The sequence below is a fragment of the Oceanospirillum sp. genome, assembly GCF_982874595.1.
Map to the genome: position 1 here is coordinate 220100 of NZ_CEYNZH010000001.1, position 22888 is coordinate 242987.

18 protein-coding genes are annotated in these 22888 nt (G+C 49.8%); 7 read left to right on the forward strand and 11 right to left on the reverse strand.

Translation table 11 applies throughout. The annotated features are described in order from the left end of the window. Positions 1 to 110 precede the first annotated feature (110 nt). From yidC to rpmH, 3 genes are all read right to left on the reverse strand, one after another. Positions 111 to 1775 (reverse strand): membrane protein insertase YidC, encoded by a 1665-nt coding sequence (gene yidC, locus AC4GL5_RS00990; RefSeq protein ID WP_490380916.1) that lies wholly within the window; start codon positions 1773 to 1775, stop codon positions 111 to 113. A 111-nt stretch (positions 1776 to 1886) separates the two neighbouring features. Next, entirely contained in the window at positions 1887 to 2309 is a 423-nt protein-coding gene (gene rnpA, locus AC4GL5_RS00995) for a ribonuclease P protein component (RefSeq protein WP_490380917.1), read from the reverse strand. A 27-nt stretch (positions 2310 to 2336) separates the two neighbouring features. Next, a complete protein-coding gene (gene rpmH, locus AC4GL5_RS01000; RefSeq protein ID WP_490380918.1) occupies positions 2337 to 2471 on the reverse strand; it encodes a 50S ribosomal protein L34 in 135 nt (44 codons plus the stop codon). Between the two features lie 673 nt (positions 2472 to 3144). Between rpmH and dnaA the strand changes: the two genes are divergently transcribed. The 4 genes from dnaA to gyrB all read left to right on the forward strand — a co-directional run bounded on the left by dnaA (position 3145) and on the right by gyrB (position 9587). After that, positions 3145 to 4671, forward strand: coding sequence for a chromosomal replication initiator protein DnaA (dnaA, locus tag AC4GL5_RS01005; protein ID WP_490380919.1), 1527 nt, complete (start codon positions 3145 to 3147; stop codon positions 4669 to 4671). Between the two features lie 94 nt (positions 4672 to 4765). Further along, positions 4766 to 5878: a DNA polymerase III subunit beta gene (gene dnaN, locus AC4GL5_RS01010; RefSeq protein ID WP_490380920.1), complete on the forward strand. Its 1113-nt coding sequence runs from the start codon at positions 4766 to 4768 to the stop codon at positions 5876 to 5878. Between the two features lie 138 nt (positions 5879 to 6016). Then, positions 6017 to 7123 (forward strand): DNA replication/repair protein RecF, encoded by a 1107-nt coding sequence (recF, locus tag AC4GL5_RS01015; protein ID WP_490380921.1) that lies wholly within the window; start codon positions 6017 to 6019, stop codon positions 7121 to 7123. Between the two features lie 43 nt (positions 7124 to 7166). Continuing rightward, on the forward strand, positions 7167 to 9587 hold the full coding sequence (gene gyrB / locus AC4GL5_RS01020; protein ID WP_490380922.1) for a DNA topoisomerase (ATP-hydrolyzing) subunit B: 2421 nt from the start codon (positions 7167 to 7169) through the stop codon (positions 9585 to 9587). Between the two features lie 84 nt (positions 9588 to 9671). Here gyrB and gmhB read toward each other — a convergent pair whose 3' ends face one another. From gmhB to AC4GL5_RS01045, 5 genes are all read right to left on the reverse strand, one after another. Continuing rightward, entirely contained in the window at positions 9672 to 10220 is a 549-nt protein-coding gene (gene gmhB, locus AC4GL5_RS01025) for a D-glycero-beta-D-manno-heptose 1,7-bisphosphate 7-phosphatase (RefSeq protein ID WP_490380923.1), read from the reverse strand. 159 nt (positions 10221 to 10379) lie between these two features. After that, positions 10380 to 12452 (reverse strand): glycine--tRNA ligase subunit beta, encoded by a 2073-nt coding sequence (gene glyS, locus AC4GL5_RS01030; RefSeq protein WP_490380924.1) that lies wholly within the window; start codon positions 12450 to 12452, stop codon positions 10380 to 10382. 1 nt (position 12453) lies between these two features. After that, positions 12454 to 13413: a glycine--tRNA ligase subunit alpha gene (gene glyQ / locus AC4GL5_RS01035; RefSeq protein ID WP_490380925.1), complete on the reverse strand. Its 960-nt coding sequence runs from the start codon at positions 13411 to 13413 to the stop codon at positions 12454 to 12456. A 160-nt stretch (positions 13414 to 13573) separates the two neighbouring features. After that, positions 13574 to 14359, reverse strand: coding sequence for a phosphatase PAP2 family protein (locus AC4GL5_RS01040; RefSeq protein ID WP_490380926.1), 786 nt, complete (start codon positions 14357 to 14359; stop codon positions 13574 to 13576). 115 nt (positions 14360 to 14474) lie between these two features. Beyond that, complete coding sequence (locus AC4GL5_RS01045; protein ID WP_490380927.1) at positions 14475 to 15176, reverse strand: 3-deoxy-D-manno-octulosonic acid kinase; 702 nt, start codon at positions 15174 to 15176, stop codon at positions 14475 to 14477. Between AC4GL5_RS01045 and AC4GL5_RS01050 the strand changes: the two genes are divergently transcribed. Genes AC4GL5_RS01050 through AC4GL5_RS01060 form a run of 3 tightly spaced genes read left to right on the forward strand, consistent with a single transcriptional unit; the run spans position 15169 to position 18532 of the window. Continuing rightward, positions 15169 to 16263, forward strand: coding sequence for a glycosyltransferase family 9 protein (locus AC4GL5_RS01050; RefSeq protein ID WP_490380928.1), 1095 nt, complete (start codon positions 15169 to 15171; stop codon positions 16261 to 16263). The two genes, AC4GL5_RS01045 and AC4GL5_RS01050, sit on opposite strands and share 8 nt — an antisense overlap. A 57-nt stretch (positions 16264 to 16320) precedes the next feature. After that, positions 16321 to 17595, forward strand: coding sequence for a lipid IV(A) 3-deoxy-D-manno-octulosonic acid transferase (gene waaA / locus AC4GL5_RS01055; protein ID WP_490380929.1), 1275 nt, complete (start codon positions 16321 to 16323; stop codon positions 17593 to 17595). Between the two features lie 4 nt (positions 17596 to 17599). Then, a complete protein-coding gene (locus tag AC4GL5_RS01060) occupies positions 17600 to 18532 on the forward strand; it encodes a lysophospholipid acyltransferase family protein (protein WP_490380930.1) in 933 nt (310 codons plus the stop codon). A 69-nt stretch (positions 18533 to 18601) separates the two neighbouring features. On the opposite strand, the gene AC4GL5_RS01065 is transcribed toward AC4GL5_RS01060, so the two are convergent. The 3 genes from AC4GL5_RS01065 to rsmB form a co-directional block, all read right to left on the reverse strand. Then, positions 18602 to 20050: a TrkH family potassium uptake protein gene (locus AC4GL5_RS01065; RefSeq protein WP_490380931.1), complete on the reverse strand. Its 1449-nt coding sequence runs from the start codon at positions 20048 to 20050 to the stop codon at positions 18602 to 18604. A gap of 50 nt (positions 20051 to 20100) precedes the next feature. Next, complete coding sequence (gene trkA, locus AC4GL5_RS01070) at positions 20101 to 21474, reverse strand: Trk system potassium transporter TrkA (RefSeq protein WP_490380932.1); 1374 nt, start codon at positions 21472 to 21474, stop codon at positions 20101 to 20103. 76 nt (positions 21475 to 21550) lie between these two features. Then, a complete protein-coding gene (rsmB, locus tag AC4GL5_RS01075; protein WP_490380933.1) occupies positions 21551 to 22858 on the reverse strand; it encodes a 16S rRNA (cytosine(967)-C(5))-methyltransferase RsmB in 1308 nt (435 codons plus the stop codon). Between the last annotated feature and the right edge of the window lie 30 nt (positions 22859 to 22888).

Here is a 22888-nt window from a genome sequence, read left to right on the forward strand (position 1 = left end):
TGCCGCATTATCCGGCGAAGAGGGGTTTAAATCAAAAGTGTATGTGGATAAAACGAAAAAAGCCCCCGAAGGGGCTGTTTTCTGAAGCTAAAACTCAGTCTTCACTGACGCTAAGCTTTCTTACCATCACCTTGCTCAATACGTTTGGTAATCACGTACTGCTGGGCAATCGACAGAATGTTATTCACAACCCAGTAAACAACCAGACCCGCCGGGAACCACAGGAAGAATACCGTGAAGACCACTGGCAGCATCTTCATCAGTTTCGCCTGCATCGGATCAGGAGGTGTCGGGTTCAGCAACTGCTGGATAAACATGGATGCGCCCATGATGATCGGCAGTACAAAGTACGGATCTTTAACGGACAGATCGTCAATCCAGAGCATAAACGGCGCATGACGTAGTTCTACACTTTCCATCAGCATCCAGTACAGCGCGATAAATACCGGCATCTGGATCAGAATTGGCAGACAGCCACCAATCGGATTGATCTTCTCTTTCTTATACAGCTCCATCATCGCCTGAGACATTTTCTGGCGATCGTCACCGTACTTCTCTTTCATGCGCTGCAGTTCAGGACCCACACGGCGCATATTAGCCATGGAGCGGTACGCTGATGCGGACAGATGGAAGAAAGCGGCTTTGATCATCACCGTCAGGATAATAATGGCCCAACCCCAATTGCCCAGGAAACCGTGAATCAGGTTCAGCATCCAGAACAGAGGCTGTGCGATAAACCACAACCAGCCGAAGTCTACCGTCAGCTCCAGGTTAGGTGCAGCGGCCTCCAGACGTTCCTGAACCTTGGGACCGACAAACAGATTACTACCCAGTGTGGTTTGTTCACCCGGCTGCAGAACCGTTTCAGGACTTGAGAAACCAACAATATTATCGCCACGGGAAGTACTACGGGTGCTGTATTCCTGTTTAGCACTCTGATCCGGAATCCAGGCACTGACAAAGTAATGCTGAATCATAGCGACCCAGCCACCCACGGACTCACGCTTGACGTCTTTTTCCTGAATATCTTTAAAAGTGATCTTCTCGTACTTCTCAGCCTGAGTGGAGATCGCAGCACCAAGATAGGACACCATTCCCATGCCTTCAGCCTGAGTCGGGTCAGGGGAATTATCCCGTTTCAGCTGGGCAAAGTGATAGCCGGACCAAACCTCTGAACTGGTATTGTTGATCAGATATTCAACACGGATGTTGTAGCTGTCACGCTTTAAGGTAAAGCGCTTAGTGATCTGCACACCGGATTCCTGAACGAAGTTCAGATCAACCTGCAGTGAATCAGCGCCTTCGCTCAACTGATAGCTGGACTGCTCAGTACTGAATAATGGACGCCCTTTACGGGAAGCATCAGGCCCATTCACACCTGCCAGCCCACTTTGAGCAACGTAAGTACGTGCCTTGCTTCGCTCAAGCAGAACAAAAGGAATCTCAGGGGTATCGACGCGAGCCGTGTGCTGAGGTAGCGCGGCATAAACAATGTCACCACCTTTTGGATCAATGCGCAGATCCAGAACATCAGTATGCACTTCAATCAGTGAAGTACTGGCTTCAGCAGGGCTCACGGCCAGATCGCCACGGGCAGAATTTTGTGGGATATCGTCGTTGCCCGAGTTTGTCGCTGAAGGTGCGTCAGTAGAAGGTAAAGTATTCTGAACCACAGGCGTCTGTGCCTGAGGACCATAATCCTTATTCCACTGTACGACCATCAGATAAGACACTAAGGCCAGGGAGATGATCAAAAATAAACGTTTCACGTCCATGGGTATGCTCTTACCGGATTCGTGTTGAAAAAATGAAATGCTATTTTGAGTGTGGCATTGCTCTCTGGCAAGCCAAACCAAGGATAAATCTAAGAAATAGCATCAGGATTATTATTTTTCCGGACGAGGTTTCCGCTTACCACGATTGTTGTGGCCGGACTTTTGACCGGATGACTTCTTGCGATATAACGTCTCTAGCCGTTTCCAAGCCAAATCGAGCTGATGAGCATATTCTTCTGAAGAGAGATCGCTGAGACCTTTCTGGGTGAGCAATACTAGATCCATCGCGGGCATCTGATGCTTATTCAACCGGAACGATTCGCGGGTTAGACGTCTAATCCGATTTCGATCGACTGCTCGACGAAGATTTTTTTTAGCCAGAATCTGGCCGATGCGAGGGTGGGGCAGAGTATTAGGACGGGCAAGAATCATAAAACAACGGCCAAATACTTTGATCTGGACGTCATCAAAAACGCAGCGGTAATCCCCGGCTGTCAATAACCTGACATTCCGGGGAAATCCGTAACTGGTCATTACGCTAAAAAATCAGCAGACCAGAAATCAGGCACTCAGACGCGCACGGCCTTTGGCACGACGACGAGTGATGATTTTACGACCATTTTTAGTAGCCATACGGGCACGGAATCCGTGGTTGCGCTTGCGTTTCAGAACGCTTGGTTGAAAAGTTCTTTTCATGACTGTATTCCCACACTTTCACTTTCAAAATGGCGCAGAAAGTGCGCCTAGTCTTTGATCAGGGCGGAGATTCTAGTGAATTAAGTCCGAGACTTCAAATATTTCCTGAAGAAAAAGTGGTTGTGTATAAGTTTTCAGCTCGTAAACAAGCGTAACCAGACTGAATTTAAAACATTAAATTCCATTTCAACAGACTAAAGCGTTCTGCAGGATCTTAAAAGTCTGCAATGAGATTTGCCAAGGTTGTTCCTGGTTCACATTTTCAGGGATTCATTCCACTCAAATCGTACAGGCTTGAGTTATCCAAAGTTCTAAACAGAAGCAATATAGATTTATTAAATAAAGAAAGATAATTGTAGTGATATATATAGAGGGAAGACTTTTCTGTGGATAAGGACTTTCAGCTCAGGGTAGCTCTGGCTTTACGGATTGTATAAGCAGGATGATAAAAACGGTTTTAACTGTCAGCATGTTCGGTGCGAGCTGTGGATAAAAATAAGGCTTATGCACATGCCAGATTATCCCTTGATTGCTCCCCAGGGCTCAATGTTACTAGCAACCCCTGTTATCCACAGCAGCAAAAGCGATGAAATTCGGTAATTTCAAAGTCTCTGTGTGGATAACCTGAGCCTTAACCGATAAAATGCTGCTTTGTTTTTCTTGGGGATCGACTGTGTCTTTAGCTCTTTGGCAGAAATGCTTAGGTTACCTGCAGGATGAACTGCCTTCGCAGCAGTTTAATACCTGGATTCGCCCTCTTCAGGCCGACACTGAAGGGCAAAGTCTTAAACTGTTAGCGCCTAACCGTTTCGTTCTCCAATGGGTTTCTGATAAGTATCTGGCGCGAATCTCTGAATTGCTCAATGAACTGAGTAACAATCAGCCACCTCAGCTGATTCTTGAGATCGGCAGTAAGCGAACTGCTGCAGCTCCGGATGTCGCTGCGAAACCAGCAACACCTCCCGGTGTTATTGTGCGTACAGCTGCCCCTCGACCTCACTTTATTCAGGAACCGGAAGCTCCCGGTGATGAACCTCCGGTAGAGATCATTACGAAGGCTCCGTCCTCTAATCAGAATGCCTCAGGCTCCGGTTCAGCATCTTCCGGATACGGTCACAGTCATTCCGGCTCCGGCATGAAAACGGAGCGTACGGTTCAGGTTGATGGTGCTCTTAAGCACCAAAGTGCCCTGAACCCGAATCACACCTTTGAAACCTTTGTAGAAGGTAAGTCGAACCAGCTGGCCCGTGCGGCTTCACGTCAGGTTGCTGAAAATCCCGGTGGCGCCTATAACCCCCTGTTCCTATACGGTGGTGTCGGTTTAGGTAAAACGCACCTTATGCACGCTGTGGGTAACTTTCTGGTACAGCAAAACCCTAATGCGAAGGTGATGTACCTGCACTCAGAGCGCTTTGTGGCGGATATGGTGAAAGCGCTACAGTTGAATGCGATCAATGATTTTAAACGTCTGTATCGCAGCGTTGATGCTTTGCTGATTGATGATATTCAGTTCTTTGCCGGTAAAGAGCGCTCCCAGGAAGAGTTTTTCCATACCTTTAATGCTCTGCTTGAGGGTGGTCAGCAGATGATTCTGACCAGTGACCGCTTCCCGAAAGAGATCAGCGGCATGGAAGAGCGTCTTAAATCCCGTTTCGGGTGGGGTTTGACTGTAGCGATTGACCCTCCGGAACTGGAAACCCGTGTTGCGATTCTGAAGAAAAAAGCGGATCAGGCGCGGGTATTGCTGTCCGATGATGCGGCCTTCTTTATTGCACAGAAGATCCGCTCCAATGTTCGTGATCTGGAAGGTGCTCTTAAGAAGGTGATTGCGGACTCGCATTTCCGTGGTCAGCCGATTACCACCGATTTTATTCGTGAATCTCTACGCGACCTTTTTGCGGTTCAGGATAAGCAGGTGGGTATCGATAACATCCAGCGCACGGTTGCCGAGTATTACAGTATTAAGGTCCCGGACCTTCTTTCTAAACGCCGTAGCCGTTCTGTTGCTCGTCCTCGCCAGGTAGCCATGGCATTGGCAAAAGAGCTGACCAATCACAGCTATCCCGAGATCGGTGATGCCTTTGGCGGGCGTGATCACACCACGGTTTTACATGCCTGTCGTAAGGTAAAAGAGCTGCAGGAAGAGAATGCTGAGATCCGTGAAGACTACAAGAGTTTGTTAAGAGCATTGACCAGCTAAATCTTGGACAATATTTCTCACGAAAAAAGAATTTACCTATGACCGGAGCCTTGTTAGTTTCGGCATCAGTTAACTGTTTATGGAATAGCCTGTTATGAAATTTACCGTCTCCCGTGAAGCACTGCTGCGCCCGTTGCAACTTTTGAATGGTGTTGTTGAGCGTCGTCAGACGTTACCAGTACTGTCTAATGTATTGGTTGTTGCCGATCCTCAGGGGCTGTCTCTGACAGGTACGGATCTGGAAGTGGAAATTCTGAGTCACCTTTCTATTGATGGCGCAGTGGAAGTACCTGGTGCAACAACGGTTCCCGCGAAGAAACTGTTTGATATCTGTAAGTCGCTTCCGGATCAGTCTCAGATTGAATTTTCCCTTCAAGATCAAAAGGTTATCATCCGTTCAGGCCGTAGTCGCTTCTCGCTTTCAACCCTTCCGGCAGCGGAATTCCCGAAAGTGGAAGAGAGTCAGCAGGACCTCTCTTTCGAGCTGACTCAGAAAGAGTTCAAGCGTCTGTTGGATCGCTCCTCTTTTGCCATGGCACAAAACGATGTTCGTTATTATCTGAATGGTCTGTTGTTAGAACTGAGCCCCGGCATGCTGCGCAGTGTTGCCACTGATGGCCACCGTCTGGCGACCTGTTCTCTGCCGATCGATCATGGAGCGACCAGCGTGGTACGCTCTATTGTTCCTCATAAGGGGATTGTCGGTCTGGGTCGTCTGTTTGATGATTCAGATACGCCGGTTCAGGTCGTCTTGGGCAGTAACCATATCCGTGTTAAAACTGGTGACTACGTTTTCACCTCTAAGCTGGTTGATGGCAAGTTCCCGGACTATGAGCGTGTGATCCCGCGTAACGGTAATAAAGTTGTTGTTGCAGACCGCCTGGAATTGCGTGAAGTGTTGCATCGTGCCTCTATTCTTTCTAATGAGAAATACCGTGGCGTCAGGCTTTGTCTGACTGACAGTAATCTTGAAGTTACAGCTAATAACCCGACTGAGCAGGAAGAAGCGGAAGAAAATATCAGCGTGAATTACCAGGGCGATTCTCTGGAAATTGGGTTCAACGTCACTTATGTGCTTGACGTGCTTGATGTCCTGAATAACGACCAGGTTAAAATCACTGCCTCTGATGCAAATAGCAGTGCCCTGATAGAAGAGTTCGGTACCGAAGATGATTCTCTCTATGTTGTGATGCCGATGCGTCTGTAAGACATATCACTTTAGTTTTGATCTTGGTCTGTGCGAGAACATGCAGATTTTTTTTCGAACTGAGATAAAGCCTTACCGAATTCTCGGTGAGGCTTTATTTGTTTTTATCGGCTCATATCCGGCACGGAGAATTTTTGAATGAGTCTCCGACGGCTAGACATCGCAAATTTTCGGAATCTCCAATCGGTTCGATTGCAGCCAGCTCCTGGAGTTAACCTCATCATCGGTGAGAACGGTGCCGGAAAGACTTCTATTCTGGAAGCTATTTCTGTTCTTTCAACCGGCCGCTCATTCCGGGCCAGTCGAACGCCCGCTATTATTAATTTTGAGCAGGATGCCTACACGCTCTTCGCAGAGGTTTTTAACGCCTTGGCAGAGCACCAGCAGATTGTTCCAGTGGGCATTTCCCGTAATCGGCTAAGCGAGCAGCAGATTCGTATTTCTGGTCAGCAGGCGCGATCGGCGTCGCAGCTGGCAGAGCTATTACCGGTGCAGACCATTAACTCAGAATCCTTTCAGCTGCTCGAAGGTTCCCCAAAAGTGCGCCGTCAGTATGTTGATTGGGGTGTGTTTCACGTGGAACATGGTTTTTTCCCGGTATGGCAGGCTGGGCAAAAAGCACTCAAACAGCGCAATAAACTACTGAAATATGGTAAAATGCAGGGCTCTGCACAGCTGGACATCTGGGATAAGTCCCTGGCCGGGTATGCCGAACAAATTGATCAGTACCGTTCCCGATACATTGAGCAACTGACTCCCGAATTTGAACAGACGCTTTCTGAGTTGTCTTTCTCTGATCAGGTGTCACTGAGTTACTATCGTGGTTGGGAAAGAAGCTCTGGCTGTCTTGAGGTTCTTCGACAGAATCGTGAGAAGGACTGGGCTTTAGGCTTTACTCAATCAGGGCCGCATCGAGCGGATCTGAGGATTCGGGTTAATAAACTTCCAGCGGTGGATGTGTTATCCCGTGGACAACAAAAATTAGTGGTGTGTGCTCTGTTACTGGCACAGGGGCGGCTTATGCAGAAAATGACCGGGAAGCAAAGTATCTATCTGGTTGATGATCTGCCCGCTGAGCTTGATAGTGAACACCGAAATTATTTATGCCGGGTACTGGAAGAGATGCAGTGCCAGGTTTTTATTACCAGTGTGGAGGCGGATGCCCTGATCGCGTCTTGGTCGGCATCAACGCCAATGAGTGTGTTTCACGTGAAACATGGTCAGCTAGAACACACCCCGACCTGATACTGTCTGGTATCGGGTTAGCTGTAAAACACAGGAACAGGATATGAGCGAACAATCATACGATTCATCCAGCATTAAGGTTCTTAAAGGTCTCGATGCGGTTCGTAAGCGTCCAGGGATGTATATCGGCGATACCGATGATGGAACTGGCTTGCACCATATGGTGTTCGAATTGGTCGATAACTCGATCGACGAGGCACTGGCAGGACACTGTTCTGATATTAAAGTTATTATCCACCCGGACGAGTCGATCACCGTATCAGACGACGGCCGTGGTATTCCTGTGGATATGCATGAAGAAGAAGGTGTGTCAGCTGCCGAAGTAATTATGACGGTGTTACACGCTGGCGGTAAGTTTGACGATAACAGTTATAAGGTTTCCGGTGGTTTGCACGGCGTAGGTGTTTCTGTAGTAAACGCTCTGTCTGAAAAACTAACGCTGACTATCTGGCGTAACGGTAAGGTGCACGAACAGGTTTATGTGCACGGTGTGCCTCAGGAACCACTGAAAGTGATCGGTGAGACTGACAAAACCGGTACAGAGACCCGCTTCCACCCGTCTGAAGAAACCTTCACCAACGTAGAATTCCACTACGATATTTTGGCAAAACGTCTGCGTGAACTCTCTTTCCTGAACTCAGGTGTCAGCATTACACTGCTGGATGAACGTTCTGGTCGCACGGATAACTTTAAATATGAAGGCGGTTTGAGTGCCTTTGTTAGTTATCTGAATCAGAATAAGACTGCGTTGAACGATGTTTTTCACTTCTCTACTGAACGTGAAGATGGTGTGGGGGTTGAGGTGGCGTTGCAGTGGAATGATTCCTACCAGGAAAACATCTACTGCTTTACCAATAACATCCCGCAGCGTGATGGTGGTACCCACCTTGCAGGTTTCCGTGCAGCTCTGACCCGTACATTGAACAGCTACATCGAACAAGACCCCAAGGTTAAGAAAGATAAGGCCAATACCTCCGGCGAAGATGCTCGTGAAGGCCTGACGGCGATTATCTCGGTTAAAGTTCCGGACCCTAAGTTCTCCTCACAGACCAAAGATAAGTTGGTTTCCTCTGAGGTGAAGTCTGCGGTTGAGCAGGAGATGGGGCGCCTGTTTGCGGATTACCTGTTGGAAAAACCTAACGAAGCCAAAGCAATCGTCAATAAGATGCTGGATGCGGCCCGTGCCCGTGAGGCAGCCCGTAAAGCCCGTGAGATGACCCGACGTAAAGGGGCTCTGGATATCGCCGGTCTGCCGGGCAAACTGGCGGATTGTCAGGAGAAAGATCCGGCCCTGTCTGAACTTTACCTGGTGGAGGGTGACTCTGCAGGCGGTTCTGCTAAGCAGGGACGTAATCGTAAAACTCAGGCGATTCTGCCACTGAAAGGTAAGATCCTGAACGTTGAGAAAGCCCGTTTTGATAAGATGCTGTCATCTGCTGAGGTAGGCACACTGATTACGGCAATGGGCTGCGGTATCGGTCGTGAAGAGTTTAATCCGGACAAGCTACGTTATCACTCCATTATCATCATGACGGATGCTGACGTGGATGGTTCTCACATTCGTACACTGCTGCTGACGTTCTTCTTCCGCCAGATGCCGGAGTTGATCGAACGGGGCCATATCTTTATTGCTCAACCACCGCTGTATAAAATTAAGCGCGGTAAGCATGAGCAATACCTGAAAGATGAACTGGCTTTGGAAGAGTATTTGACCAACACGGCTCTGGATGGTGCAGCTCTTTATGTCAATCCGCAGGCACCGGGTATCAGTGGTGAAGGTTTAGGTAGTTTAGTTTCCAGTTATCAGGATGTGATTCGCCGTATAACCCGTCTGTATCGGGCCTATCCGCAGCCTGTTCTGGATCAGATGCTTGATCTGCCTCTGCTGGATGATGCCGCTCTGGCAGATGAAACTAAAGTTCAGGCTTGGATTGATCAGCTTAAAGCTGTTCTGGAAGAGAATGCTGGTCGCCACCCGGCTATGCGCTTTGAGTGGCGTGTTGCCCATGATAGTGAACGCAGCGTTTATCTGCCCGAAGTGACAATCGTTGCTCATGGTGTGCCGACCGATTATCGCTTTGGTTTGGACTTCTTTAAGTCACAGGATTATAAAGCGATCAGCGAACTTGCAGGCCGCTTGGACGGTTTGTTGGAAGAGGGTGCCTTTATTCAGCGTGGAGAGCGTAAGCACGATGCCAGCCGCTTTTCCGATGTCCTGACATGGTTGCTGGGTGAAGCACGCCGTGGTTTCAGTATTCAGCGTTATAAAGGTCTGGGTGAGATGAACCCGGACCAGCTTTGGGAAACCACTATGGACCCTGATACCCGTCGAATGCTGCGGGTTAATATTGAGGATGCGGTAGCGGCTGATCAGATCTTTACTACCCTGATGGGCGATGAAGTAGAACCACGCCGAGACTTTATCGAGACGAATGCTCTGACCGTTGAGAATCTGGACGTTTAATCAAATATTTCGTTTAAACACCGGAAAACAAAAAAGCAGCCCGAAGGCTGCTTTTTTGTATCTGACATTTCCAAGGGCGTTCAACTATTCATCTTTGTTGAGAAGCCAATCGACAAAGTCTGCCAGCTGATTGAATACCAGCGCATTTTCCAGACCCTCATTGGCTGCCAGTGTCTTCTCACCTTTACCGGTTTTCACCAAAACAGCCTGACAGCCTCGGGCCTCGCCAGCCTGCAGATCCCGTAAACTATCCCCAACCATATAGCAGCCTTCAAGGGAGGGAATGTTGAGCTCTTCCGTAATCTGATCAATCAAACCTGAAAGTGGTTTACGGCATTCACAGCCTTCATCCGGTTTGTGGGGGCAATACTTGATGGTGGCAAAGTGTCCGCCTTCCGCTTCAACCAGGGCCGTCATTTTGTCATGCATAGCATCCAGATCAGCCTGATCAAAATGCCCGCGCCCAAGACCGGACTGGTTAGTGGCAACAGCAATCTGGTATCCCGCTTTATTCAGGCGCGCGATAGCTTTTATGCTGGGTTCGATAGGGATCCATTCTTCAGCGTTCTTTACAAAAGCATCGGAATCCAGGTTGATAACACCGTCACGGTCGAGGATAACCAGTTTAGTCATGGTGATAGTCGTATTCTGTCGAGTAGGTTGTTTGAGTCATTATCAGAGATAAAAAAAGAGCCGTAAAAATACGGCTCTTTTCCTGCTTTAACAACCACAAAATGTAAAACAGGATACAGTTTGTGAGTAAAGCGACTCTCGCTGAGTCAGCGGTGGTGCTTACTGCTGAAGCAAGGCGATATCTGCAACTTCTAGGAACAGGCTGCTCAGGGACGCCAGCAGAGCAAGACGGTTATTTTTAACCTGCTCGTCATCGGCCATCACCATCACATTGTCGAAGAAGCTATCAACAGCACTGCGCAGACTTGCGAGGCTGTTCAGAGCTGTCTGATAGTCTGCCGCAGCAAACAAAGGAGCCAGTTCTGCCTGTTTCGCAGCGACCTGCTCAGCCAGTACTTTTTCAGCATCTTCTGCCAGCAGTGAGGCATCAACCTTAGCATCGCCCTGGTAGTTCTGCTTCGCCAGAATGTTATTAACACGCTTATTGGCGGCAGCAAGCGCTTCTGCTTCTTCCAGCTTGCTGAAGGCGGTTACGGCCTGCACACGACGGTCGAAGTCGTACGCGTTGCTCACGGGGCGGGAGCGAACTGCCAGGAAGGTTTCCACTGGAATACCTTCGGCCTGATACCAGGCGCGGAAGCGATCCAGCATATAGTTCAGAACGTCATCTGCCAGACCTTCCGCTTTCGGCAGATCACCATGCTGCGCAATGCTCAGCTCGATCAGTGCCTTCAGGTCGATATCCAGCTTGTTCTTCACCAGGATGCTCAGGATGCCGATGGTGGCACGACGCAGTGCAAACGGGTCTTTATCACCGGTCGGACGCTGTCCGATACCGAAAATACCTACTAGGGTGTCGATACGATCGGCAATGGCCAGCGCCATACCGGTCTGGGTCGCAGGCAGTTCGTCACCGGCAAAGCGCGGCATATACTGCTCATTCAGAGACTGAGCAACTTCAGCATCTTCACCATCGTTAGCCGCGTAGTGTGCACCCATGATGCCCTGCAGATCGGTGAACTCCAGTACCATTTCGGTGACCAGATCACACTTACTCAGATCCGCAGCGCGCTGTGCTTTGGCTTTGTCGCCACCAATCTGTTCAGCAATAAACTGAGCGACCTGGCTGACTCGCTGGGATTTGTCGTAGATGCTGCCCAGCTGCTTCTGGAAGGTCACGGTTTTCAGGGCATCAATACGCTCGGCCAGCGGTTTCTTCTTGTCTGTTTCAAAGAAGAACGCGGCATCAGACAGACGGGGACGGATCACTTTTTCGTTACCGGCAATAACCTGAGCCGGATCTTTACTGACGATATTGGATACCGTAATAAAGTTTGGCTTCAGGTTGCCTGAATTGTCCACCAGGTGGAAATACTTCTGGTGCTCTTTCATAGAAGAGATCAGACAGGCAGCAGGTACTTCCAGGAAGCGATCTTCAAATGAGCCGGTCAGTGCAACCGGCCACTCTACCAGACCGTTTACTTCGTCCAGCAGATCTTCGTCGATCTCGGCTACCGCACCCAGCTTGGAGGCTTCTTCGTTCACCTGTTTACGGATGGTGTCACGGCGTTCTTCCATATCAACCAGAACGAAAGCACTTCGCAGGGTTTCCACGTAACCTTCGGTGGAAGCCAGTTCGATGCTCTCATTGTGGTGGAAGCGGTGACCCATGGTGGTACGGCCTGCTTTCAGACCCAGTACTTCCATGTCCACTATGTCACTGCCAAACAGGCTTACCAGCCAGTGTACCGGGCGTGAGAATTCCGTGCGGCTTGCACCCCAGCGCATACGCTTGGGCACTGGTAGCTGGCTGATGGATTTGCTCACCAGTTCCGGCAGCAGGTCTGCGGTCTGAGTACCCTTTTGCACCGTATTGAAAACCAGCCAGGTGCCTTTGTCTGTTTCCAGCTTTTCCAGTTGATCAAACGCTACACCGCAGGAGCGGGCAAAGCCTTCTGCAGCTTTGGTCGGTTTGCCGTCTGTATCCAGAGCCGCCTGCAGTGCAGGGCCACGACGCTGGATTTCACGGTCCGGCTGAGCTACAGCCAGCGCCTTAACCTGAACCGCCAGACGACGGGGGGTTGCCAGAGCTTTTACTTCAGCAAATGGGATATCAGCCTTTTCCAGACCTGTTTTAATACCTTCAGCAAAGACATCAGACAGGCGTTTCAATGCTGTTGGTGGCAGTTCTTCTGTTCCCAGTTCAACTAAAAAATCGCGTACTTCAGCCATCTTATGCCTCTTCCTCTTTGAACTGAGCCAGAACTTCTTCACGCAGGGCTTCAGGTGCCAGCGGGAAACCCAGATCCTTACGCACTTTAAAGTAGGCGTTGGCCACATCACGAGCCATGGTACGAACACGCAGGATGTAACGCTGACGTTCGGTAACCGAGATCGCGTGGCGCGCATCCAGCAGGTTAAAGGTGTGGGATGCTTTCAGTACCTGCTCATAGGCGGGCAGTGGCAGCGGGGTTTCCAGCGCCAGCAGCTTCTGGCACTCGGACTCGTAATGGTCGAAGTTTTTGAACAGCATCGGCACGTCAGCGTGCTCAAAGTTGAATGCCGACTGCTCCACTTCGTTCTGGTGAAATACGTCGCCGTATGTCACCTTGTTGCCGTCCGGATCGATGGTCCAGGTCAGATCATAAACGCTGTCCACACCCTGGATGTACATGGCGATACGTTCCAGACCATAGGTGATCTCACCGGTTACCGGATAACATTCGATACCACCGGCCTGCTGGAAGTAAGTGAACTGAGTCACTTCCATACCGTTCAGCCACACTTCCCAACCCAGGCCCCAGGCCCCGAGAGTCGGTGATTCCCAGTTATCTTCTACAAAACGCACATCGTGTACGTTGGTGTCGATGCCCATCATGCGCAGAGAGCCCAGGTACAGCTCCTGAATGTTCTTTGGCGATGGCTTCATCACCACCTGAAATTGGTAGTAGTGTTGCAGGCGGTTCGGGTTCTCACCATAGCGTCCGTCGGTCGGACGACGGGAAGGCTGCACATAGGCTGCGTTCCAGGTTTCAGGGCCGATGGAGCGCAGGAAGGTCGCAGGGTGGAAAGTACCGGCACCCACTTCCATATCCAGTGGCTGCAGAACAACACAACCCTGATTGGCCCAGTATTGTTGCAGGGCCAGAATCAGGCCCTGAAAAGTTTGTACGTCTGGCGTAGTTTGGTTCATCTCAGTTAGCCACCATCAATGCGCTAATGAATTTTTATAAGCGATCAAGTATACATTTTGACCGCGGCTCTATGTAGTGGACATTAAGCAACAGACATGAAAAAAGCGGCCATGAAGGCCGCTTTTTCCGCTGATTATTAGTTTTTACCGTCCGATGTTCTCAGAACGGCTTAATCACGCTTAACAGCACAGTATCTTCGTCGGCATAGGGTAGCACAACGGTATCTTCCGGCTGTAGGTCGCTGTTAATTACTTCTGTAACTTTTGCAGCATATAACCATCCCATTAATGCCTGAGAGAAATAATGTTTCTGGTCATTGACTCGCGAGAGAGCTGTCAGCGGAGATAGTGCATAAAATGTTGCTTTGGCATAGTAATTATCGGCCATCTGAGCTGCTGTGAGAAACGGGACGGCACCGGTAAATGCATGGCCGCTGACTGCATGTTCGCGTTTTAACTCAAAAATAGACCAGCCAGATCCTTCATCATGATGGGGACGGGCGCCACCTAGAATTGCCTGAGAAGCCCAAACTGCAGGCAAACCAACGAGAAGCGCTTGAGCGGTTCGGTCTCCCCATTCAGGGACGGCTCCACAGTCACGTTCACAAGCCAGACGATTTACGGCTGCGAGACCGAAATATAAAAGAGTCGTTTCAGGGTCGCCGATCACTTTGGCATTATCAGCAAAATCATTAGTGGTTTCTGAAAGAATGTGACGGTTATAACTGTCCTGAATTTCCTGGTCCAGATCAGTATTTGCCAGAATTCCGCCTGCCAGAAGTGTTTTGCCTAACCAGGGTAGTTGTTCTCGGCTGTAGAAACTTTTATAGCCATTACCCAGATCGCTGGCAAAGCTGGAATCAGACATTTGTGAAGAAGCGGAACTAATGGCAGGAAGTGATAATGCTACGCAAGTGATAGCGGAGACAAGGAGACTGTTAAACATAATATCCGTATTATCTAATAATTAATCGTTTTAAAAGTTGTGATCAATATAACCGATCAATCACAACATGACGATTAATAACCCGTAAGAAATACAGATTTAATGTTGCAAAGCATTAACTGTTGTAGCCTGCCTGTAAGCTATTCCAGTGTGTTTCTGAAACATCTTGGTGTGTTAATTTCCTGATTGAGCGTTTCAGTCGATTCAGATTGCCCTGTTGCCAGTCTCCGGAAGCTGGCATCTTTTTACAGCGGTCCAAGTCGATCAGCCAAACCTTGGAGTGGCGATCTACCAGAATATTATTGGCGTTAAGGTCTACGTGGTTAAGCCCCCATTGGTGGAAAGCCGCAATCATGGCGCCAACCTTTTGCCAAAGACTGTGTTGGTCCGCCTCAAGTAAAAACTCAGCGAAGGGTTTCGCCTGAGGGACTTTTTCTGTGATCAGGTCACCCTGATAGAAAGGGCCGGTTCTCGTGACTCGAGCTGCTAAAGGTCGGGGGACAGGCAGTCCCGCTGAATGCAGGTCGTATGTCAGCCGAAATTCCTGAAAAGGGCGGCTCTTCTCCAGTCCGATAAACCAGTATTTATCCTGACTGATTTTAGCGACCAGCCCGCCCCGGCGGTAATGGCGCAGCAGATAATGAACGCCGTTTGGGTGTTCAATAAAGAAAGCCTGACCACGTCCACCACTGGGTTCAGTGAGACGGCCTTGTTGCTTCCATAAACAAGGATCAAAGAAAGTGCCATCAATTTGTGACAGGTGATCAGCATCATATAGAATGTGCTGCTTCTTGGAGGAATATATCTCGATGGTCATGTCTCATTTCCGGAAAACACCACCCCAGACAATCTGTATTTTAAGGCTGTCGGCGTTAGGTGATGTATCTAATGTCGTCCCTGTTGTTAAAAGATTGCAGCAGGTTTGGCCAGAGACCCGAATTGTTTGGGTTACCGGTAAGGCGGAGCACAGTCTACTCAAGGGGCTGTCAGGGGTCGAGTTTATTGTCTATGACAAATCCACTGGTATTAAGGGGATGAAAGCGATTTGGCAACAGCTATCGGATACCCGGTTTGATCTCTTGCTGCATATGCAGGCGGCCCTTCGTGCTTCAGTACTTTCCGTGGGTATTAAAGCAAAGATAAAGTTGGGTTTTGATAAAGAAAGAGCCAAAGACTGGCAGTGGTTATTTACCAATAAGCGCATAGCATCACGGGATAAAGGCCATGTCGTTGAAGGGTTTTATGACTTTCTGGATGCTTTGGGTGTGGCTCCAGCACAAGCGTCAGATATGCAATGGGAGCTACCTGTTTCGGAAGAAGCTGTTGCCGAAGCACAGCAAAAATGCCCTTGTGATCAGTACGTGGTGATCTCTCCCTGTTCGAGCCAAAGGGCGCGTAATTTTCGTAACTGGACCCTGGAAGGCTATGTCGCGGTTGTTGAACACCTTTATAAGCAGCATGGTATTAAGGCGGTCATCACTGGCGGAAACCGTGATATTGAGCATTACTACGCCAGGGAAATTATGGAGCGGGCGACAACCCCTGTTCTTAACCTGGTCGCTCAGACTTCTCTGCAAGGCTTGGTTGCTCTGATTCAGCGGGCATCTCTTGTTATTGCTCCTGATTCCGGCCCCGTGCATTTTGCCAATGCGGTTAATACTCCGGTTGTTGGTTTATTTGCTACATCCAATGTTCACCGTACCGGCCCCTATAAGTGGCAGCAGTGGGTGGTGGATAAGTATCCGGATGCTGCTCGCACCTACCTGAATAAGTCCGTTGAGGAGCTGTCATGGGGGCAGCGTGTTCGTCATCCTCACGCGATGGAGCTTATCCAAACGGATGACGTAATAAAAACTATCGATCGTTTAATGATCGAATACCCTGCAAGCAGCTCACAGAGCTGATCTCTTTGAGCGTCGCAACTGACGATCAATGATTTTGAAACCGGAACTGCATAGTTTATGAAGATTACCCGCGGCCTTTACAGTACTATTCTGACGCTTTTATCACCTGCTCTGCTCTGGAAGGCGCAAAAAGAAACGACGGAACTGAACCATTTCTCTGAGCGTTTGGGGTATACCCCAAGCTTGCCGATCAAACCGGTCATTTGGCTTCATGCTGCTTCGGTAGGCGAAGTGATTGCAGCGACTCCGCTGATTGATCGTTTGTTGCAGCAGTATGATCAACACCTGTTGGTCGTCACTACCATGACGGCTACAGGAGCCCGGCAGGCTCGAAAAGCCCTGAAAGGGAAGGGGATTCAGTTAATGATTCCGTTGGATCTGCCTTGGTTTGCCAATCGATTTCTGGACGGTATCAAACCGGAAGTAGCAATCATTATGGAAACCGAAATTTGGCCGAATCTGATTCACGGTTGCCATCAGAGGCAGATTCCTATCGTCTTTGCCAATGGTCGATTATCAGAAAAGTCGATGGAGAGCTATCTGAAGTTTAAGGAAACTACCGAAGAAGTGATGGCGGATATCTATGCCATTGCGGCTAAGTCACCGGAAGATTCCCGGCGTTTTATTGAATTGGGTGCTCCGGCAGCTAAGGTCACAGTGACCGGTAGTATTAAGTTCGATATAACCCCAGATCCGGGTCTCACTGAGGAAGGTGAACAGCTTAAAGAGGCTCTCTTTGGTGAACGGCCTGTCTGGGTTGCAGGCAGTACCCATGCCGGTGAAGATGAGCGGCTTCTGGAAGCTCACAAATTATTGCTTGAGGAACATTCCGACGCGGTACTGATTCTTGTGCCAAGGCACCCGCAGCGCTTTGATGATGTCGCCAGCCTGATCGAAAGTCAGGAACTTAGCTACAAGCGCCGTTCCCGTGATGACGCTTTTGAAGAGAGTGATCAGGTATTACTGGCTGATACCATGGGAGAGCTGATGCTGATGTATGCGGCATCCGATATCGCCTTTGTTGCCGGTAGTCTGATGCCGATTGGCGGGCATAACCTGCTTGAACCTGCGGCGCTGGGAAAGCCAGTTTTATCCGGTGGCCACCTGTTTAACTTTGCGGATGTTGCAGAAACGTTTGACCAGAATAACGCATTGATTCGCTGTTCTGATCCTGCGGATATTTTTGCCCAGCTGCGCCCTTTAGTGGAATTGCCGGATCTGCGACTTGAGCTTGGTGAAAAAGCACTGGCTGTTGTAAAAAGCAATCGGGGGGCATTGGATAAGCAGTTCACCATGATAGAACAGGCAATCAAACAGAAAAAGAGCGCCTGACACGATGAAGAAGATTAATAACTGGATAAAGCGTTTTCTGGAACAGCACCTGACCGGTGTTGTGCTCCGTTTTCTGAGTCGGCAGCCATTGGCGCGGTTGCAGAAATGGGGAGACTGGCTCGGTGATTTGATGTATCGCAATAATACCAAGTCGGCCAAAATTACTCGTAAAAATCTGTCGTTGGTTTACCCGGAGCTGTCCGCAGATGAACTTGAGAAAAAGGTGCGTTTAAGCCTTCAGGAAACGATGAAAACGGGCCTGGAGTTTGGCTGGTGTTGGATGGCGCCTTTGGATCAAATTATAGGTGCGGTGAGGGAAGTACATGGACTTGATAGAGTTCACGATGTGTACGCTAAGGGGCATGGCGTTATTGTTATGGGCCCGCACCTTGGTAACTGGGAGTTATTTGGGCATTTTATCAACCATCACTACACGTTTTCTGCAATGTACGCCCCTCAGAATAAGGACAGCTTAGATAGTATTATTTATGAAGGGAGATGTCGTGCTGGTATGAATATGGTTCCGGCGAATATCAAGGGTGTAGCTGTGCTTCTGAAATTGCTTAAACAGGGAGCTATTGTCGGTAATCTTCCAGATCAGGAGCCAGATGATCTCTCCGGTGGAGTTTTTGCGCCCTTTATGGGGATACCGGCCTTTTCTCCGAAGCTGGTCACCCGTCTGATTAGTAAAACCGGGGCCAGAGTTGTTGCTGGTTTTGCAGAGCGTTTGCCGAATGGTGAAGGCTTTAATATCCATTTTATTGATGCGGATGAAGGGATTTATAGTCCTGATGAGGTTGAAGCTGTTGCGGCTATGAACCGAACCGTTGAGCAGCTGGTTATGCTGGCTCCGGACCAGTATCAATGGGAATACAAGCGCTTTAAAAGACGCCCTCAGGGCGAGAAGAAGCTTTATAAAGCCCGGGAGCTTTCCTGAGTCATCAGCCCCATAAAAAAGGCCGGTGTTTCTGACTGAAATACCGGCCTTTTTTGATTGCTGTCTTACTTACCGTCGCCAGAACATCGGTGTAAAGAGTACCAGCAGAGTAAAGATCTCGAGTCGGCCCAGCAGCATCGCCACAATCAGAATCCACTTAGCGGTATCGGGGATATCGCCATAGTGGGATGCGACATCCCCAAGACCTGGTCCAAGGTTATTCAGAGCAGAACCCACAGCAGACCAGGCGGTAATCTGATCCAGTCCTGTTGCCAGTAAACCGATCAGCATCACCACAAACAGCATCAGATAAACCGAGAAGAAACCCCAGACGGCTTCAATCACCCGGTCCGGTACACTACGTCCACCCAGCTTAACCATGATGATAGCGTTAGGGTGTACTAGGCGCTTAATCTCACGGATACCCTGTTTCAGAATCAGAAGGATGCGCATCACCTTCATACCACCACCAGTAGAGCCGGCGCAGCCTCCGACAAAAGCTGCCAGGAATAGTGTAAAGGGAAGAACACTGGGCCACTGAGAGAAGTCCGCCACACCAAAACCTGTTGTTGTGGCTACCGATACCACCTCAAATAAGCCATGGCGAATTGAATCCGGTAGCTCATAGGTATCGGTAATCCAAAGCACGCCGATTGTACTGATGGCTGTCAGCCCGATCAGGAAGATAAAGAACTTAAATTCCGGATCGTAAAAGTAGTTCCTGACGGAGCGTTCCCGCCAGGCGAGAAAGTGCAGAGAGAAGTTCACCGCTGAGATCAGCATAAAGACGATGCCGATCATCTCGATGGCTGGGCTGTCAAAGTAACCGATGCTGGCATCATGGGTTGAGAAACCCCCAATGGCCACCGTCGCAAAGCTATGGCCGATAGCATCAAACAGGCTCATGCCTGCAATCCAGTAGGCTACGGCACAGAGTACGGTCAGGGTCAGATAGATATACCAGAGGGCTTTTGCTGTTTCGGTGATACGAGGCGTTAACTTGTTGTCTTTAACCGGCCCCGGCGTTTCGGCACGGTAGAGCTGCATCCCACCAATGCCGAGCATCGGCAGAATGGCGACCGCCAATACGATGATACCCATACCGCCCAACCACTGTAGCAGCTGTCGGTAGAAGAGAATGGATTCCGGCAGGCTGTCGAGGCCTGTAATCACCGTTGCCCCTGTGGTACTCAGACCAGAAACTGATTCAAATACGGCATCGGTAAAGCTCAGATGGGGGTTATCTGCCAGAAACAGCGGGATCGCACCGAACAGACTCAGTACCGTCCAGAAGAGTACCACCACCAGGAAGCCATCCCGTGTGCGCAGTTCTTTACGCTCCCGCCGAACCGGCATCCAGGTAAAAAAACCGGTGAAGAAGGTGATCGACATACCGGTGATAAATGCCAGATGCGCCCCATCTTTATAGAATGCCGAGATCAGAATAGAAGGCATCATGGTGATGCTGAACAGCATCAGCAGCAGCCCCAGAATGCGCATGGTAATAACAATATTCATAGTGACCGTTTATTCATCGTTAGCAGATTATTGTCAGCAAATCTGAGGCATCAGAAGAAGGTGAGGCCCACCTGGAACAGGCGCTCAACTTCGCGAATTTTACGTTTATCCACCAGGAACATGATGACGTGATCATCCTGCTGAACGACCACATCATCATGGGCGATGATGACTTCACCATTACGGACGATAGCACCAATGGTGGTGCCATCCGGCAGATCGATCTCTTCAATCGCTTTACCCACCACTTTAGAGCTGCGCTCATCACCGTGGGCAATGGCTTCAATCGCTTCAGCGGCACCCCGACGTAGGGAGTGTACGTTAACGATGTCCCCCCGTCGCACATGGGTCAGCAGGCTGCCGATGGTGGCCATCTGAGGTGAGATGGCGATATCGATTTCGCCACCCTGTACCAGATCAACATACGCAGCGTTATTAATAAGGGTGAGCACCTTATTCGCGCCCAGACGCTTTGCCAGCATAGAGGACATGATGTTGACTTCATCATCGTTGGTCAGGGCACAGAAAATATCGACCTCATCGATATTTTCTTCCACCAGCAGGTCTTTGCTGGTCGCGCTACCGTGAAGAACGATTGTACGGTCGAGTTTTTCAGAGAGTTCCTGACAGCGGGGCAGACCGTATTCAATAATTTTGACCTGATATTCGTGTTCCAGCGCTTCCGCCAGACGCTCACCGATATTACCGCCACCGGCGATCATAATGCGTTTGTATTGATGATCGACTTTACGTAGCTCACTCATCACCGCATTAATGTTGTGGCGGGCAGCAATAAAGAAGACTTCGTCATCCGCCTCAATGACGGTATCACCCTGCGGGATGATCGGGCGGTTACGACGATAGATTGCCGCAACACGGGTATCCACATTGGGCATGTGCTGGCGCAGGTAACCTAACTCCTGCCCCACCAGCGGGCCGCCGTAGTAGGCACGAACAGCAACCAGCTGAGCCACACCACCGGTAAAGTCGAGCACCTGAAGGGCACCGGGATACTGAATCAGTCGTTTCAGATGGTTGGTTACCACCTGTTCAGGGCTGATAAGAACATCAATCGGAATCGCTTCCGCGCCAAACAGACCTTTACGGCCGGAATAGGCGTTTGAGCGAACACGAGCTATTTTGGTCGGTGTGCGGAACAGGGTGAAGGCGATCTGACAGGCGATCATATTGACTTCATCACTGTTGGTTACCGCAATGAGCATATCGCAATCTTCGCCACCGGCCTGACGCAGAACATTGGGGTAGGAGCCTTTGCCCTGCACTGTTCGGATATCAAAACGGTTTTGTAACTCTCTTAAACGGGCACCGTCTGTATCGACCACAGTAATGTCATTTTCTTCAATGGCCAGGTTTTCAGCCAGAGTGCCACCAACCTGGCCGGCACCCAGAATAATAATCTTCATTATCAGATCTCAGTTAATTCCGCTTTTGGTTTCCGCCTTGTCTGCCGGCAATGATTCTGCAGGCAGGTTAGTATTTCTAATGTTCAGGCTTTTGCAGTACGGCGTAAAAGAAACCATCGTGTCCCTGGGGCTGTGGCAACAATTGTTGGCCAAAGCCGGTATCAATACCAAAAGGTGCAGCCTGAGGTCCGATCAGAGAGGCATCGGACGCGGCTAAAAACTGTCGGATATTCCCTGAATTTTCCATGGATAAAACCGAGCAGGTAGCATAAACCAGGATGCCCCCCGGTTTAAGCGTTTTCCAGAGCAGCTGCAGCATAGATTGCTGTAGCTCAGCTAACGCAGGAATATCGGCTTTGCGGCGTAACCATTTAATGTCCGGGTGACGACGGATCACGCCGGTAGCCGAGCAGGGTGCATCTAACAGAATGCGATCAAATAATTCGCCATCCCACCAGTTATCCAGGTCGGTAACATCAGAGCAATGCAGCTCGGCATTCAGTCCAAGACGTTCGAAGTTTTCTTCCACACGCTGTAAGCGACGCGCTTCACTATCAACCGCCACGACATAAGCGGTTGGTTCCCGCTCAAGAATATGTGCCGTCTTACCACCTGGGGCGCAGCAGGCATCCAGCACCCTTTGATTCGGTTCCAGCTGCAGCAGTTGAGCCGACAGCTGTGCCGCTTCATCCTGCACGCTGATCTCGCCAGCAGCAAAGCCTGGCAATGAGGTTACATCCAGCGCTTTTTCCAACTGAATACCATCGGGGGAGTAGTCACAGGCTTTTGCTTCTATCTCGGCATCTTTGAGTTGAGCCAGATACTGATCACGCTCACCCTTACTGTGATTAACCCGCAGGGTCATCGGCGGGTGCTGGTTATTGGCGCAGGCAATAGCCTGCCACTGCTCCGGCCAGTCTTCTTTCAGGTGGTTCAGCAGCCAGTTCGGATGCGCCAGACGCGCTGCATCTGAACGCTCAAGTTCTGCCAACAGAGCATCACTTTCCCGCTGGAAACGGCGCAGACAACCATTAAGTACCCCTTTGGCCCACTGCTTTTTGATATCCACAGCCCCCTGAACGGTTTCATTAATAGCGGCATGAGCAGGAGTCCGCATATAGTGCAGTTGGTAAAGGCCGACCAATAGCAGCAGATCGATATCCCGGTCTTTGGCTTTGAAGGGTTTTTCCAGTAACTGGTTGCGCACTCCTTCCAGCTGAGTCAGCCAGCGAAGCGTGCCAAAGCAGAGCTCCTGCAGCAGCCCGCGATCCTGATCAGGCACTTTATCCAGCTGCTTCGGTAAACTGGTAGAGAGGGAGTCCTGCTGGGTAACCACAGGCAAGAGCGCCTGAACTGCTGCAACGCGAACATTGGGACGAGCCATAAAAAATACCGCCGTAATCTGCTAAAAAGC